Consider the following 14,398-nt stretch of genomic DNA (forward strand, 5'->3'; position numbering starts at 1 on the left):
CCCTTACCACGCTCCTCTGGGGCCAGGTACTAGAATACCTCACCCCACCTCGCCTGGCAGTTCACCCAGTTGAAGCCCCCCACACCAACGAACTTTCCGCTCCCGTTTTCAACCACGGCAAAGGTGGGCATTTTGTCTTTGTTCTTCTTCATCTCTTCATAGAACTCCTCTTCTTCCTCCGGAAGGGTGAAGTGGGCTGAGCTGAAGAGTGCCCTGGCGGTGCTCCGCTCGTTGAACCACTCCCAGCTTTTCGGGAGATCTTCCTTGAGGAGAACTCCGAGGGAAACTTTTTCACCTTTGAGAATTATGGGCCGCATCCTCACCACTCCCCAAGTATTTCTAATCCCCTTCGCTCCACTCGTACGCTACTCCACCAGCAAGTTCTATAATCTTCTCAATCAAATCCGGTGGAACCTCCCCTTGCGTTCCAATAAGCTCCTCCCGGAGCTGGAACGCGGTATCCTCTCGTTCTTTCCCACATGATCCGTCAAAGGGGTTCGTAACCACAACCCTTTCGAGCTTCCCGCTCTTCTCATCCACCCATCCTATGACAAACCAGCAGAGGCTCTTCCCGTTTTCGGCGCATTCGAGTTTAATGTCCACCCAGCTCCCGTTGGCCTTAAAGAGGGCAAATGTACTGCTGCACTCTCTGCTCGCGTTCTCTATTCCCAGCTCTCTCAGAAGTTTTTGGCGTTTCTCGTAGGGGAAATGCCCCCCGAGTGCGAACTGCGCCGTGGTTCCCGTAACCCCAAGGACTTCGTGGGTGGTGTGGTTCACCGCGTACTCCACCCATGGAAAGCCCCTCACTGCACTCCAGTTGCTCGGATAGTAGGCTGTAAGCTTAACGTAGACCACGTCATCTTCTTGAGGCTCTCTGAGTTCGTCGTAGTACACCCAGAAACGCCGCTCCCGAGGATCGTAGGAGGCACTGAAACGACCATGAGTTACATGATCCACTTCAATTTTGACGTTATCCCCAAGCTTTTCCACAACATCTGACCTTGTTGCCTTAAAATGGCTTATCGCGGCGTAGATATCGGCCCCGTATTCCACCCAGACAAACCGGGTTATTTCCTCACTCTGATCGGCACACATCTCCAGCTTGTTCTCGAGTTTTCCTATTCTATGGTGGGAGTCAGCGAGGAGAGCTATGAGCACACGGTTACCAGAAGAAATACGGCTCCCCTGAGCTTTTCATCCACTCCAACCACCAAAATTTAATCGAGTTGAGGGTTTATAAAATTACCTTACATTGGTGTATGCTCCTTATACTATGGAAGTAGCTCACTGCCCCCCACTCTCGTCGAAGCCCTTTCGAAGCAGACTCCCCTCTTCACTCATAATTAGGGGGAGCGGCACTTTTTTTACCCATCACGATTGTAGGCTTCGCTCCCACCTTAGCCCCTAAAAGGGCAGGAGTTACGAAAGGATAAAGTTTTTTATTATGTTTGTGCTATAAACTCGATGAGGTGTGGAAATGCCCCCTCAAAAGCACCTCGAAGTCCTCCGCAGGCTCTATGAAAGGTTAAGCCAAAGCGACGTCACATGGGCGGTTACCGGGAGCCTCGGCTTTGCACTCCAGGGCGTTCCCGTTGAGGTTCATGACATTGACATCCAGACTGACGGGGAAGGGGCATACGAAATCGAGAGGCTCTTTTCGGAGTTCGTGGTCGAGCCCGTCAGGTTCAAGGAGAGCGAGAGAATCCGCTCGCACTTCGGAGCGCTGATGATTGATGGGGTTAAGGTTGAGATAATGGGCGAGGTACAGAAGAGGGTGAACGATGAGTGGGAGGAGCCGGTGGACGTAAAGAGGTACAGGCGCTTCGTGGAAGTCGAGGGCATGAAAATTCCCGTTCTCGACTTGGAGTACGAGTATAGGGCCTATCTAAAGCTTGGGAGGATGGAGAAGGCGGAGATACTGAGGAGGTTTTTAGGTAATGGGAAAGAGTAGCTTCCACATTCCCCTCTTTCGATGACAAGCCATTCTCTGCTCTAAATGTGAAGGATTCACAAAGAAAAAGTAACCCCTTGGTCATGTCTCTTCTTTTTCCGCTTTTTGAAGTTACATTTTGAAATTTATGAATATCCACATTTGATATTTATGTATTGCCTGTTAAGGGCCCAAAATTTTTAAATAAATCAAAGTAATATCATGTATTAAATAAGGCCGGCCTTCACAATAACCTACCTGATAGGATTGCGTGCAGATTTCTATTTTTTGAATTTGGGGATACCGGACTCCTGGGTAGATAAAATAAGGGCAAAAGGACGGGGAATACACTCATCTTGGCTGTTAAATTGGAATATCCCAAAAGCCGGGGTGTTGGTGATGTTCCCAAGCAGAAAAAGCAGGCTCCTAAGCCTGTTTTTGATGGGAGTTCTTATACTTGGGGTATTCCAGAGCGGGTGCTTGGGAGGCGGAAACGGAGAAACCGTGGTGCCGGACGAAACATCCGCCGCTGGAGAAGAAGAGTGGGCGGAAACTTCCGGCTCCAGGATTTTAGTCTTAGTGACCCCTCAAGAAGTTGAGCCTGGGGAAAGCGTTCTGATTACCGTGCAGGCACCTGAGAGCACAGAGGTAAGGGTGTCCATTGAGAACGAAAACAGCGGGTACACCAAGACGATTTACGTGGGACCAACTAATACCGATGGCAGTCTTACGCTGGAAGTGCCGATCTCCTCCAAAAACCTCGAAAAAAAGATTGGCAGGAACATTATAATAGTCGAAGCCCCCAGCTTGGGATTATGGGGATCCACTACGTTCGCAATCTCAGGCACCCCATCACCCCCCGTACTTGCCGAGGTACCGATCAAGAGGGGCAACTGGAACCCTGGACAGGATAGAATGGCAGAACTTCAGAAAGGGTTAGTGGAGCTCGCGTACCTGTTCAGCGAGGCAGAGATGGTAACGAACTCCGTCGTCTACGTAGACAATGAAAGGATACCCTATGAAGAGTTCAAGAAGAGAGTGGATGCGGCGATTTATCTATGGGAAGCCGTCCAAAAAAAGGCTAGCGAAGTGGGAGTCTTGGCTGAAGAACTCGCCTCGGAATCGGAGATGCCGACGTCAACCATGGCGCCTTATACTGGGAGCGACTCGTCCGAGGTTCATGCTTTGACTTTTGATGCATACCCAATAACGGGGATTCGGGCTCAAGAAGCTGGGGGAACAATAGACATCGTAGCCCATGCGAGGGACAAAAGGATAGCTGAGATTGTGGAGAACTTCGCCCCAAAGATCGGCGAGTCCGCGGCCCGCAGGAGAGCGGCCCTTATGTGGTTCAACGAATATATTCAGGACGAGGCGGCTTATCAGGCGAAGTTCTACGACGTGGCTTATAAAGTACTTCTGACCCTTGAAACCGCGGGGAAGTTCGCAGAAGGAGCCATAAGCCTGTATTCTGGGTATACAGGACTTCTCAGCGCCAAAACTACCGGAGAGGCCGCATTTAAACTTGGAACGCTCATACTTACAAAGTTTGGTGTCGTCTTCTCCCTTACAGAGCAGGGGGTCAAAATATACACTGGAGGTACCCTTTCAGACGAGAGCTACGCAATCTTTACACCTGGACACTACCTAAACGAAGCTATTGGGATAATCGGAGTCACCACGGGGGAACTCAGCGATCCCGATAACGTTGTTTACATCGCCGGTAAGGTCGGTAACTTGGTGTCCCCACTGGTATCCGAGGGGATAGAGTGGATAATACAAATGGATCTTGACCCTGAAAGCCACAAGCTCATCCTCCACTACTCCGAACTTCTAACGACGTCACCGTGGTCATCCGGTTCATCCTTTGAGGACATGGCTCCCAACATATTCCTTCCGGGGTTCTACGTGACGCCTACGGGGGAGCGCTTTAAGGTTGAGTGGACGTATCCAATTTTTGTGGAGAACCTGAAGAAGCACCTTTCCTCTGAATACGTGGTCATAACCCCCGAAGGCAAGATTAAAGAAGAAAAGACTTCGTCCACTGTATTTGACCCAAGCAAAAAATACAGGGCTGGTTATGTATTCACAATAGAACTTATGGACGGGGGAGTATACGATGTTATCTTTAACACTAGGGATTATGGCGACGGGGTATCTGCCGGTGGCACATACAATGTAAAATACACACATGATATCCTATGGGCAATCCAATACGCAGAGCTGACGGTTACCTTCGATGAAAACTATAGGATCACGTCTTTGAGGTCATGGTATAGGCTGGTTGACAAGGATGAGGGGGTACGTGAAGAGACCACATTATCGTGCAGTGACCTTAGTTTAGAACCCATTCCTGGCAAAGACCATGTGGTATACACCGGTGAAGGGGACGAATTGTCCTCATGCATATTGACTACGACTAAGAGTGAACTGCAGATGAGAAGACCACTCCGTCTACACATTGAGTTTGAGGAGTTGGAGGGGGGATGATGATTTGGTCATAAACTAGGCAGGAAAGTGAAAGCTAAAATCCTACCGCCAGAAGAGGGAAAAGAGGAGACACAGAATGCATACCCCATTGACCTGAACAGAGGAATCGATGCAGTGAGAAACCTGTGGCTGTCTCCTCCCGATGCGGAAATCCCCGAGATGATAGGCTTTGTGGGCGGAAGGGCCTTCATCAAGTTCACAAGGCTCCCCAACGGCTACCAGGTGAGGTACGAGAGTCCTGAGGAGGACAGGTACCCAATAGGAGAACTCACCGAGGAGGAGGCGGTGGAGTGCCTTGAGGACTTCTTTGAGGGGAGAAGCCCGAGGTGGGAGAACAAGTTAGGGGAGTACTGAGGGGTTGGGATGACCTCGTGGAAGAGGGGGGCGCTGGTATCCCTGAGGGCAGTCCTCCTGGTTTCCATTATTTTTGGGGCGTACGCCTACAGGGAGGCGGAGAATCTAGTCCCTGGAAGCGAGCTTCCGGCGGCCACCACCGAAGTTGAGACGGTGAACGGCTGGATCTGCAGTCTGCCCCTGGGGGTAGATGATCGAGCTGAGGGTTATTAATCCTATTCGGGGATGGCGTGAATGAGTAAGCTTAGGTTTTTCCTGGTGGCTGTGCTCCTGGTGCTTTTACTTGGGTGCATTGGCGGAAGGCCCGGAGTAACAAGGGTGGACTTTGAGCTGATAACGGTGATGAAAGAGGGCTCCACGTACAGGGCGGTCGTGTTCGTCAGGTCGGTTGAGCCAAGGGAGTCCATACCGGCTTCGGCTTTTTCAGTGGCCACAAGAAACGGGATATTCTTCCTTGATTCAGAGAACGTTTCATTCCTTGGCTTGGAGGGGGCACCGTACATCGAAGAGGGCAGGATTTTCGTCATCACCCTAAGGAAAGGAGACGGGTACTTCTGGATATACCCAACTCACTACGACGTTGCAATCGAGGGGCACCTCCTGGTGGTCGTGGGCAATTTGACGGAAGAGGAAGCCGGGGAGATGTCCCATTCTCTAAAGCCCCCCATCTTTCCAAAGCATTCCGTGGCCTACAAGGACGGGAGGCTCTTTCTTCTTGAGGACACGGGTTTTGGAAAAGCCGGAGAAGTCATTTCAGGCTTCAAAGAGGAGGAAGCAACGGGGATGGGCAATTTAACCCTGAGAGAGGGTTACTCCCTCAAAAGGATAACCATTGAAGGTGAAGGGGGTAGCGTGCAGGAGATTACGGTTGCCGTGTACAAAGGAAGCCGTGGCTTCTGGGTCGAGCCAGGGAACGAGGAGCAGAGGTCCTTTTTATTCCCGGGGGCCGAGGGCTCCTAAGAGAATGGGAGCGAGAGAGTAGGCTTTAATCTCCAAGAGTCCTGGAGACGGCCTTCGACGTTTTAGAGCGTGTGGGTTTATTATTTCCCTGTCGATTCAACTACCATGATCACCTTCCCGTCTTCCTCCTTCACCCCCTCAACGAGGTCTTCGCTCAAGACCTCCACCCAGCCGCGCTCCCAGAGGAGCCTCTTCCAGAAGACTCTCCCTTTAGAGTCGAGCTTCATAACGAAGGCCCTCCCCTCAACCTCTCCCCCAACGAGAAGGCCATCTCCAAGCGGGAGGAGTGACGTGGCGGCGCCGTTCGGGAGGGTTACCTCCCATTCTTTGCTCCAGACCCAGAGGTCGTCTCCCTTGTAGCCGGCTAAAATGAGCCCGCCGTTCCAGAGGGTTGCAGTGAGGGCTATCCCCTCCTCCACAAGGGTCTCCTTGCCCAGAAGGTTCCCGTCGGAATCGAAGTCAAAGGCAAGGACTTTCCAGCGGTCATCCTTAACGCTCCCGATGAGCATCGGCCTTTCTCCGGGGAGAAGGGATGCCGGAACAACCTCCTCCCAGTTGCCAAAGTCCTTCAGCCACTTCAGTTCGCCGTCCATCGAGAGCTTCCCAACGAAGAAGCCCATGTTTCCGGGCCGTCCCGTGTCGCCGGCTATGAACACTGAATCTCCCGCGGGAAGAATGGAGTAGGTAGTCTCGTTGCCCCGTATCTCAATCTTCCGCTCCCAGAGGACGTTTAACTCCTCATCAAGCCTTGCGACGTAGGCCTTCCAGCCCTCCCCGCCGTCGGGTGTTGCCCTCCCTTCAACGGCCCCTCCGATTAGGTAGCCGCCCTCAATTCTCGCTATCGAGTGCCCTTCCCAGTCGTCTTTTCCACCCAAAAAGCGGGTTTCGAGGATTTCTTCGCCCTCAACCCTAGCCAGCATGATTCTGTAGTTCCTCCCGTCGTGGACGCTCCCGATTAGTAGATCGCTGGCCAAAGCAACCGGAACCGTCTCGATGCCGAATGAGTATCTCTCCATCCTTCGCACCACCCAAATTACAACTTCACGTGGTCTTAAATAGTTTTTGTCGGAGATAACGTCTGTTGGAGAACGTGAGAGAACGCACACGTGTACCATGATAACAACAATAAAAATGAAGTCAGCAACATACGTCTAGTGTTTAAGCAAAATTAAAGAAGAAAGGCCAATCCTCACTTTTTGGCCATTGCGAGCAACATCCTCCATACCCTGACGGTGTACTCCGGTGTGGGCGGGTAGCTCTGCACGACCTCCACTATCTCCGCGTTCTTCTTAAACGTCGGGGAGTCCTCCAGCAGTTTCTCAATTGTCTCTTTGTTCGGTGCTCTCCACATCGTATAGGCTCCGAAGTCCGTGTTGTAGCTTGCAAGAAACTCTACGCCTTCCGGCAATGAGGGTATCCGCTCAAAGAAGTCTGCAGCCTCTTTCACAGCGCTTAGGAGCTCTTCGTCTGGGTACCTGTGGGTTACGAGGTACATCGGCATGGAAACACCTCCAAGCGTTCATTAATATGTTATACGGTGCCAGAGGGAGCATCCAGAAGAGGAGAATCCTCCCGTAATCTTGTGCTCCAGGTATCCTAACACTCCCCTTCTTGTGGGACTTTTATTTGGAACTTGTCCTTGTCATATATAAATTTTTTCATTGATCTACTTGTTACTTTTTCGTATATAATTTTCACATATAACAGCTTTCTGCGGGCTCTGGGAGAAACTTGGGCATGCTTAAAACTTGGCTCTTTCTGGAGTATCCTTAAAGTTTTCTATGTGGTTAACCTAGGGCTTTTACCGGAAGCCTTCTGTGGACATGTATGCGATGCATCTGCGGTTCTAGCCGATGCGGATAATGCCATGCTTGAAGCGCTTCCTAAAACTGGTAAGCTAAGAAGTTTCAAGGAACAGTTAATAGATGCTGAGGGAGTCGAAGGAAAAGATAAAAGAAACAATATTAACCTTGTACTAGCCCTACAACTTTATTGATGTTTTTTGCATAACTCGCAGCGCGGATATATAGGGCATAAGCTAATCTCAGTGCTTCAGTGTTTTCAAATCTTTCAGACTCTATGCTCCTTTTTACTAAGGAATCTGCCGTTTTTATCTCTGAATCAACGAATCTTAAAAGGTACAGAGACAATACGTTACCATTTGCGTTTTTGATAGCCTCATTCAGTGCTTGAACTGCTTGTTTTTTGGCTTGATAAATATCACCGGCAGTTATTGTAGCGTTTGCATACCATGGATCGGGGACCTTTGAAAGGGTATCCAGGCTTTCTGCTAGAACAAATGCATGTATAACGTCTATAGTTGCCGATGCCCTAAATCCCTTGTCAAATCTTGACTCTGCTCTTTTAATAACTCCTTTTGCCTCACGCAAAGTTAGATTTGCAAAGGATTCTTTTGGATAAGTGCTAGTATTAAGCTTCAACATCACTTCTTTATTGAACCTTGTGTAGATCTCCATGATATTCCCTTCTTGACCAGTTCCATCTTTTTGAAGTGAATTTAGCAAGAATTCTGCGTCCTCCAAGTTTCCACGAACTGCTTCTAAAGCGCCCAGTGAATAGGCAATTCTAAGCTCCCTTGGTCTATTGTTCAGGTTCAATATTTCCTGAGCTTGGCTTAGCCAGTTCTCAGCAGACTCAAGACTCCTCTCGACTTCTGCCGTAATAATTAAGGACTGTTCTAGATTCTCTCCATTATACTTTAATCTGGCCTTTAGAAGCTGTATCTTGCTCCCCCAGTTTGGAACTTCGTTAAGAACATCTTTTTCGCTTAATTCTCCTTCCTTAGCTTGAGTATATGCTATGACTGTTGTTGCCTCTACTGAGGCCTCTCTAGCACTTATTAATGCTCTCCATGAGTCCTTTTCAGATTTGGAGATTTCAAGTTTTTTGATGGCACTCTGCATCACTCTTTGGATTTCTCTGTCATTTAATGTGGTTGACTGGGCCTGAGAGATTAAATATTCTGCACGATTAACAGTGGCCTCAAGGAGTGCGTTATCTACGGCAACGGGGCTTGGAATTGTTGGGGTTTCTACTTTTAATGTGGACTCCAATATCTCCTTGTTGTCCTTTGTACTCACGGCATATATGCTTACACTTAATAAAAGAACAAAAACCAATCCGATACCTATAACTTTTTTAATATCCATGACCTCCGCCTCCTTTCACCGATAAATTTCAAAATCCGCGAAAAGCCATATATCAATATCATCTACATGGATAAAGGGGTAATAATTGAATCCTGCTTCAGCAAGAGCATGTACATCCACAAGGTACCATCCTGTGTTTACTGGTGAATCAATATACCAAAGCCAATCTGCTCCTTGTAAACTTGGTTCAGCGTTATATCTAAATATCCCACCTTTCAAATCATTATCTCTTGTAATTTCTATCCTATCTCCTTCATCTAACTTAATTAAGCCCCATGGAGATGGGAAGGGTAAACCAACTTGAGAAATTACAAAATCCCAAAGGACATCTAAAGCATATTGAAGCTCATCAGGTAAATTACTTTGAGTTTGTCCGTTATCAAATCCGACTGGATCCGTAAATCTAACACTAGATGGAGTATTGACTGCTCTTACTGTTATTTTGTGATTTCGTGAGTTTGGATTATATGGTTGCCTTCCATCCCATCGAGTATCATCGTAACTCAATCCAAATGTGGTTGCTTGATGAACCTCAACAGTACTATCCGGAGAAGGAGCTTGTTTTCTTGCTTCACCAGCAGCATCTGCATATGCCTGTACAATAAGCCAATTTTCTCCATTCCAATCATAGTAAACATTCTGACTGTACGGACCGCTAAGTGTCTCTAATGCAGTGGCAATAACAGAACAAAGAGGTAATAGTATTAATATGGCCGCTACTAACATATTGCTTTTACTAACAATTTTCATCCCTCCCTTGGGTTTTCATAACTATTATTGTAATTCCAATTATTTAACCTTTTTGGTTTATAATAGTAAATTTGACTTTGAAAAAAAAAGTAAGCACTAAAAATGCTCATTCCAGAGATTAAAGGAACTTAAAACTTTAGAACTTCAAAAGGTAACCAAATTTTTAATTATTTTTCTAGAATTTAAAAGGATTATTAAAATAAGTTTTCTAAACATTGTCAAAGCAAGTTGAGAAATGAGATTCAAAAGGGGACTAAAACGTAACATTTAACTATCTACAATCCTCCCCCAATCGAAACCACAAATTTTTCGTTTATCCTGAATGAAACAACCATCGTCCTGAAGGAGAGGTAGTCAAGAGGAATGTCAAAGTCCCCGGTTTTTCTAAAACCTGCCCTTATCCTTCCGTTGTGGTTTCTGGATAGTCTTAAAATTTGTTTCTCAATGAGAACCTCCAGACCTTTTGGGTTTAAAGGCTCAACCTCAAAGCTTGAGTCTTCGCCGTGGTTGAAGATTTCGAGCTCAAATGGATTTTCATGGGCAACCAGATCAAAGGCTCTTTCCCCCTCCATGAAGGATACGCCTGCAATCCTCGGCATTGTCCCCTCCTGCCCTGGCTGTCCTCTGAAGTAAATTCTTAGACGGGCACCGCTCGTTATATCCTCAAAAGAAGCTCTGTAGAAGTCCTCCCCATGAAAGCTAACCCTCTTTCTGGAAACTCTGAACTCGAAGAGGGGATGAGCCCTGATAAAGTCCTCGACAAAGCTGCCCCTTCCAAACCTGAAAAGCCAGAGCTGCTTCCTTTTGGAGAGTATCGCCGGATAAAAGTTAAACTTTTTATAGAGGTTCAGCGCTGCGGTATTGTCGTAATCTGTCATCAGGAACTGAATATTGTGCCCTTTGCTCTCGGATATTTTAATGCACTCCTCTACGAGCTTTGTCCCAACGCCTTTTCCCTGGTATTCTGGATGCACCACCAGATTGACGATCTCCGCATAGGGCGGAAAGGCCGTATCAAGGGTCACCTTCCCAACGACCCTGCCGTCGAACAGTGCTACCAGAACTTTTGAATACTTCTCCATGCTTTTCCAGATGTCTACAAGCTTTGGACTGAACTTCCAGCCTAATGTGTCGTAAAGCTCCTCAACGCCATCCGCAAACTCCTCCTTAAACTCAAGGACTTTGAGCTTCATGTGCACCACCAGTTTGATTTTTGAATATCTACTTTTAATGTAGCAGATTTAAAGAGTTGGCATTTTGAGGTCTGTATTCTCTGGAGAGGGATGTTCTGAATGTCCCATTCCCATCGCAACGTTTTAAATTTTTATTCATTGGTGGTAAACGGGCGGTACTGATGAAAAGGAAAGACTTCCTAAAGCTCGCCGCACTCTTGCTGGCCGTCGGTTTTATTACCTCCACCTACGCGTGGTGGGAGTGCAGAAATAATGAAAGGGCCCTTCTTGTGATGGTTTATAGTGATGGTCTGAAGGACGCAAGGGGGCTGTCTGATGCAGGAGTTACTTTCGAGTACCTGCTGAAGGAGAACGCCTCAGACAACCTTATTCTAACCTACGCTCACACCTACTCTGTTAGGGCCGAGCATTTAAAAGACACCGTTGGTGCCCTTTACGCCGTTACTAAAGACGAGAAGTTCTACCCGGCTTTTTCGGCGATGTCTAACGTTCACCTCTTTTTCCAGATCCTCAGCTTCAGCAACTCAACCGAGAGGAGCGCCCTCATCGAGAACAACCTGGAGACGCTCAGGGAGCTTGATGCCCTTTTTAAGGCACTAGCCACCTATCAATACCCAGATGATTTGCCTAAGGAGCTTACGGAGGAATTATTTAAAAAATCTGAGGAGCTGTTGGAACCATGAGGGTAGTCCTAATCCCAATGCGCGTTGAGGACGGAAACTTTGAGAGCAACTGGGAGGAATTCAAAAGGCGTTTTGACGAGGCCTTGGAATACAGCCCCGACTTTCTCGTTTTTCCTGAATACTGCCTTACCGGCTTTGAGGAGTGGGACTTTTTCGGGGCGGAGCTTTACGATGAGATTCTCAGGAGGGTGAGTGGGCTCGCGAGGGAGAACGGCGTTTATGTGGTCTTTGGCTTGCTTGAGCCCTACAAGCACTGTGTTTACAACTCGGCCCTGCTCATCGGGCGGAACGGCGAAGTCCTACTCAAGCACCGCAAGTTCCAGGAACCCTACAAGTTCTGCACGGGCAACACAGTGAAAACTGCCAAGACCGAGTTCGGCAAAGTTTCTATTATCATCTGCGGCGACCTCTACAACAAGCGCATAGCCAAGTGGGTAAGGCGGAAGAAGCCCGACTTTCTCTTCGTGCCCATGGAGTATTCGCCCGAATACGGGGAGCCCAATGAGGAGGACATCGAGGCCATGTCGGAGCGGGTTAGGCTCCTCGGGGTTAGAACGTTCATCGTAAACAGTTATCCTCCGGGCGGTGCGTGGGTATTCGGAAATAATGGTACCCTTGTGGCCCAGAGCGTTGGGGACACGCCCTTAATTTTTAATCTCGTTTAGCACTTTGCTTTTTGTATGCCACAGTGCCCTGCGTGTTTCCTTTGTCTAGAGTGATAAAAATAAAGTCAAGCGAGGAGTATTACAAAACTTAAGATGAAAGCCACAAAATAAAGTCCAAATGCTTTTAACATCGTTCCCTTTTCTTCGGGATAAAATCCTGCAATAGTGGTTTTGTAGAGAAACCAGCCAATGTACGCTAAAAGACCAGCAACAAAAACCAACGCTGCAAGTGTGGTAGTAACATCATTCCTCGGCCCTGCAGTGATTATTGTCTTCGTTATAATGGCTCCAATCGGGGGGAGAATGGCAAGCTTATACGCAATGTTCACTCTCGTCCCCTCCAATTGGACTAGTGGACTATATTTGCTATTTATCCTCTATGACTTATAAAATTTTCCCAAATTGCGGAGAAATATTTTAAATAAGTCAAAACTTTTAGGGGAGTATATGGACCCAAAAGTATTTATAATGTAAAGCTATACCCCACCATTAGGGTGGGCTGGATGGCTGAATTAAAATTCTGCCCGAACTGCGGCCATCCTGTGGAGCCGGGCGACAAATACTGTGCCAACTGTGGCTACCATCTGGAGGAAGCTATTACACGAAGGGAAATCACTGAAACTCCAGGTGAAGAATATGTTATAGGTGGCATTTCGAGCGGTGATCTCCGGAGGGGGCTTCTTGCAGGTTACAGCCTGTACGTCACCAACATGAGGGTCGTTGGGGTCAAAAGCAAGAAAGCGGCTCTTCTGGATTTTGTAAAAAGTGGGGGTTTAGGTGCAATTCCTGCCACTGTGGCGGAGATCAAAAAGGATCCAAACAGAGAAAAGCTTCTCAGAGAACTTGAGAAGGCCAAGAAAGACTTTGAGCTCTATAAAGACAACATAGTGAGCATTGAGATTAAGAAACCTGGCTTCATAAAAGCGGGACACATAATTTTCAGGACAAGATCAGGGGAGGAAGTGAAAATTCAGCTTCTCTCATCGCTTGGGGACAGAGAATACAAGTACTTGGTAGAGCTGTTAAAGCACTTTAAACCCGAATCATTGCTCCTAGCCTAAGGGTTGACCCACGTCCCGGAGGAAGTCACCATGGGGGGCTTCTTCAAGAGGGAAGAGGTTGTTGGAAAACTCGTGATTACACCCAGGGCGGAGGTTATTGGCAAAGTTACAGACATAGCTATAGGTTTAGACGGAAGAGTGGGGCTGAACGTTAGGACGAAGTCGGGAGAGGAAATTATAGTAACATTGGACGAGGTAGATGCCATAGAAGATGTCATCTTACTTAAACTGAAAAAAGAGGGGGAAGTGGATGTTGCAAAAACCAAAGGTAAGATATGCCCGAACTGTGGAAAGTTGAACAGAGAGACTGCGAAGTTCTGCACGAACTGTGGATACCCGCTGGAACCAGAATCTGTGGAATCAACAGCGGGAGTTCAGGATGGACTCGTGGGAATTCTTTGTGAGATAGAGCTCAGTGGCATTTCTACTGATTTAAAAACGTTTACCACGAATAAGGACTCAATAAAACTGGGTAGAAAGTCCCTTAAGGATGCTCTGGCAATTTTTGATCGGTTGCCGAAAGCGTATCCCAAAGGCTACGAAAAGAAAGTTAAGAAGCAGAAGGCCCTTCCACTGAGCCTGACTATTGATAGAGATGAGGGGACGCTTTTCATAACACTCCAGTTTGACGGGACGTACTACGTGGAGGTCGGTGTAAGGGCCTTGGGGGAGGCGATAGCAGTAGCCCCTGAGGCAAGAACCGATGAGGTCAGAGAACTGATACACCGCTTTTATTCCGATCCGTCCTTTTTCAAAGAGGTTGAGGAAATGATAGCCGAAGCCAAAAGGGAGCAGGAGAAAGAGCGCGAAAAAAATGCGCGTTCTGGCCGAGACCTCATACTATGAGGAGGGGGACAGATACCACCTGTGCGTGACGAGGGAAGGCGTAGTCGACACTCGCTCGACTCTTGACTACGAGCACATTATCTGGGGCATGAGGGCTTTCTACCCTTTCAAGGACATCGAGCACATTGTGTTAAAAAAGGGCTTCTTAGGGGCCGACATGGAGATAAGGTACTTTGATAATAAGGGTAAAGTCCGCAAGATTAAGTACTCCATAGAAAAGGGGGACTACGAGGACATCAAAAACGTGCTCCTCCAGCTTGTCCCTAAGAAGGTAATGGTGAAGTAGCTGCCTAAAA

18 protein-coding genes are annotated in these 14,398 nt (G+C 47.8%); 10 read left to right on the forward strand and 8 right to left on the reverse strand.

All coding sequences use genetic code 11. The features are described 5' to 3' along the window. Window positions 1–29 precede the first annotated feature (29 nt). Both PFER_RS12480 and PFER_RS10540 read right to left on the reverse strand, forming a co-directional pair. Window positions 30–317 carry a hypothetical protein gene (locus PFER_RS12480; protein ID WP_245612544.1) on the reverse strand — a complete coding sequence of 96 codons (288 nt, stop codon included), beginning with the start codon at window positions 315–317 and terminating at the stop codon, window positions 30–32. 22 nt (window positions 318–339) lie between these two features. Further along, complete coding sequence (locus tag PFER_RS10540; protein WP_048152040.1) at window positions 340–1,158, reverse strand: hypothetical protein; 819 nt, start codon at window positions 1,156–1,158, stop codon at window positions 340–342. Between the two features lie 319 nt (window positions 1,159–1,477). Here PFER_RS10540 and PFER_RS10545 point away from each other — a divergent pair, with 319 nt between their 5' ends. The 5 genes from PFER_RS10545 to PFER_RS10565 all read left to right on the forward strand — a co-directional run bounded on the left by PFER_RS10545 (window position 1,478) and on the right by PFER_RS10565 (window position 5,734). Further along, window positions 1,478–1,951, forward strand: coding sequence for a nucleotidyltransferase domain-containing protein (locus tag PFER_RS10545; RefSeq protein WP_048152042.1), 474 nt, complete (start codon window positions 1,478–1,480; stop codon window positions 1,949–1,951). Window positions 1,952–2,329: 378 nt separating this feature from the next. Then, the gene (locus PFER_RS10550; protein ID WP_048152044.1) at window positions 2,330–4,420 is read left to right on the forward strand and encodes a hypothetical protein; all 2,091 of its coding nucleotides are present in this window, start codon (window positions 2,330–2,332) and stop codon (window positions 4,418–4,420) included. Between the two features lie 27 nt (window positions 4,421–4,447). After that, window positions 4,448–4,774 (forward strand): hypothetical protein, encoded by a 327-nt coding sequence (locus tag PFER_RS10555; protein WP_048152046.1) that lies wholly within the window; start codon window positions 4,448–4,450, stop codon window positions 4,772–4,774. A gap of 9 nt (window positions 4,775–4,783) precedes the next feature. Further along, the gene (locus tag PFER_RS10560) at window positions 4,784–4,987 is read left to right on the forward strand and encodes a hypothetical protein (protein WP_048152049.1); all 204 of its coding nucleotides are present in this window, start codon (window positions 4,784–4,786) and stop codon (window positions 4,985–4,987) included. A gap of 21 nt (window positions 4,988–5,008) precedes the next feature. After that, window positions 5,009–5,734 carry a hypothetical protein gene (locus tag PFER_RS10565; protein WP_048152052.1) on the forward strand — a complete coding sequence of 242 codons (726 nt, stop codon included), beginning with the start codon at window positions 5,009–5,011 and terminating at the stop codon, window positions 5,732–5,734. An 80-nt stretch (window positions 5,735–5,814) separates the two neighbouring features. Here the strand turns inward: PFER_RS10565 and PFER_RS10570 are convergent, their stop codons facing one another. The 5 genes from PFER_RS10570 to PFER_RS10585 form a co-directional block, all read right to left on the reverse strand. Further along, window positions 5,815–6,762, reverse strand: a complete 948-nt coding sequence (locus PFER_RS10570; protein ID WP_245612545.1) for a hypothetical protein — start codon at window positions 6,760–6,762, stop codon at window positions 5,815–5,817. Between the two features lie 161 nt (window positions 6,763–6,923). Continuing rightward, the gene (locus PFER_RS10575) at window positions 6,924–7,235 is read right to left on the reverse strand and encodes a hypothetical protein (RefSeq protein ID WP_048152059.1); all 312 of its coding nucleotides are present in this window, start codon (window positions 7,233–7,235) and stop codon (window positions 6,924–6,926) included. A gap of 463 nt (window positions 7,236–7,698) precedes the next feature. Next, on the reverse strand, window positions 7,699–8,904 hold the full coding sequence (locus PFER_RS10580; protein ID WP_048152062.1) for a hypothetical protein: 1,206 nt from the start codon (window positions 8,902–8,904) through the stop codon (window positions 7,699–7,701). Between the two features lie 15 nt (window positions 8,905–8,919). Then, on the reverse strand, window positions 8,920–9,654 hold the full coding sequence (locus PFER_RS12235) for a hypothetical protein (RefSeq protein ID WP_157255223.1): 735 nt from the start codon (window positions 9,652–9,654) through the stop codon (window positions 8,920–8,922). A 275-nt stretch (window positions 9,655–9,929) separates the two neighbouring features. After that, a complete protein-coding gene (locus PFER_RS10585) occupies window positions 9,930–10,847 on the reverse strand; it encodes a GNAT family N-acetyltransferase (protein WP_048152065.1) in 918 nt (305 codons plus the stop codon). 161 nt (window positions 10,848–11,008) lie between these two features. On the opposite strand from PFER_RS10585, the gene PFER_RS10590 reads away from it, so the two are divergent. Both PFER_RS10590 and PFER_RS10595 read left to right on the forward strand, forming a co-directional pair. Beyond that, the gene (locus PFER_RS10590) at window positions 11,009–11,530 is read left to right on the forward strand and encodes a hypothetical protein (protein WP_048152068.1); all 522 of its coding nucleotides are present in this window, start codon (window positions 11,009–11,011) and stop codon (window positions 11,528–11,530) included. Next, window positions 11,527–12,195: a carbon-nitrogen hydrolase family protein gene (locus PFER_RS10595; RefSeq protein WP_048152070.1), complete on the forward strand. Its 669-nt coding sequence runs from the start codon at window positions 11,527–11,529 to the stop codon at window positions 12,193–12,195. Before PFER_RS10590 ends, PFER_RS10595 begins: the two co-directional genes overlap by 4 nt. A gap of 65 nt (window positions 12,196–12,260) precedes the next feature. Here the strand turns inward: PFER_RS10595 and PFER_RS10600 are convergent, their stop codons facing one another. After that, complete coding sequence (locus PFER_RS10600; RefSeq protein WP_048152073.1) at window positions 12,261–12,524, reverse strand: hypothetical protein; 264 nt, start codon at window positions 12,522–12,524, stop codon at window positions 12,261–12,263. 174 nt (window positions 12,525–12,698) lie between these two features. On the opposite strand from PFER_RS10600, the gene PFER_RS10605 reads away from it, so the two are divergent. Genes PFER_RS10605 through PFER_RS10615 form a run of 3 tightly spaced genes read left to right on the forward strand, consistent with a single transcriptional unit; the run spans window position 12,699 to window position 14,388 of the window. Beyond that, window positions 12,699–13,256, forward strand: a complete 558-nt coding sequence (locus tag PFER_RS10605) for a zinc ribbon domain-containing protein (RefSeq protein WP_048152077.1) — start codon at window positions 12,699–12,701, stop codon at window positions 13,254–13,256. 3 nt (window positions 13,257–13,259) lie between these two features. Continuing rightward, window positions 13,260–14,102, forward strand: coding sequence for a zinc ribbon domain-containing protein (locus PFER_RS10610; protein ID WP_157255225.1), 843 nt, complete (start codon window positions 13,260–13,262; stop codon window positions 14,100–14,102). Continuing rightward, the gene (locus PFER_RS10615; RefSeq protein WP_048152082.1) at window positions 14,071–14,388 is read left to right on the forward strand and encodes a hypothetical protein; all 318 of its coding nucleotides are present in this window, start codon (window positions 14,071–14,073) and stop codon (window positions 14,386–14,388) included. Before PFER_RS10610 ends, PFER_RS10615 begins: the two co-directional genes overlap by 32 nt. Window positions 14,389–14,398: the final 10 nt, after the last annotated feature.

This window comes from Palaeococcus ferrophilus DSM 13482, assembly GCF_000966265.1.
GTDB lineage: Archaea > Methanobacteriota_B > Thermococci > Thermococcales > Thermococcaceae > Palaeococcus > Palaeococcus ferrophilus.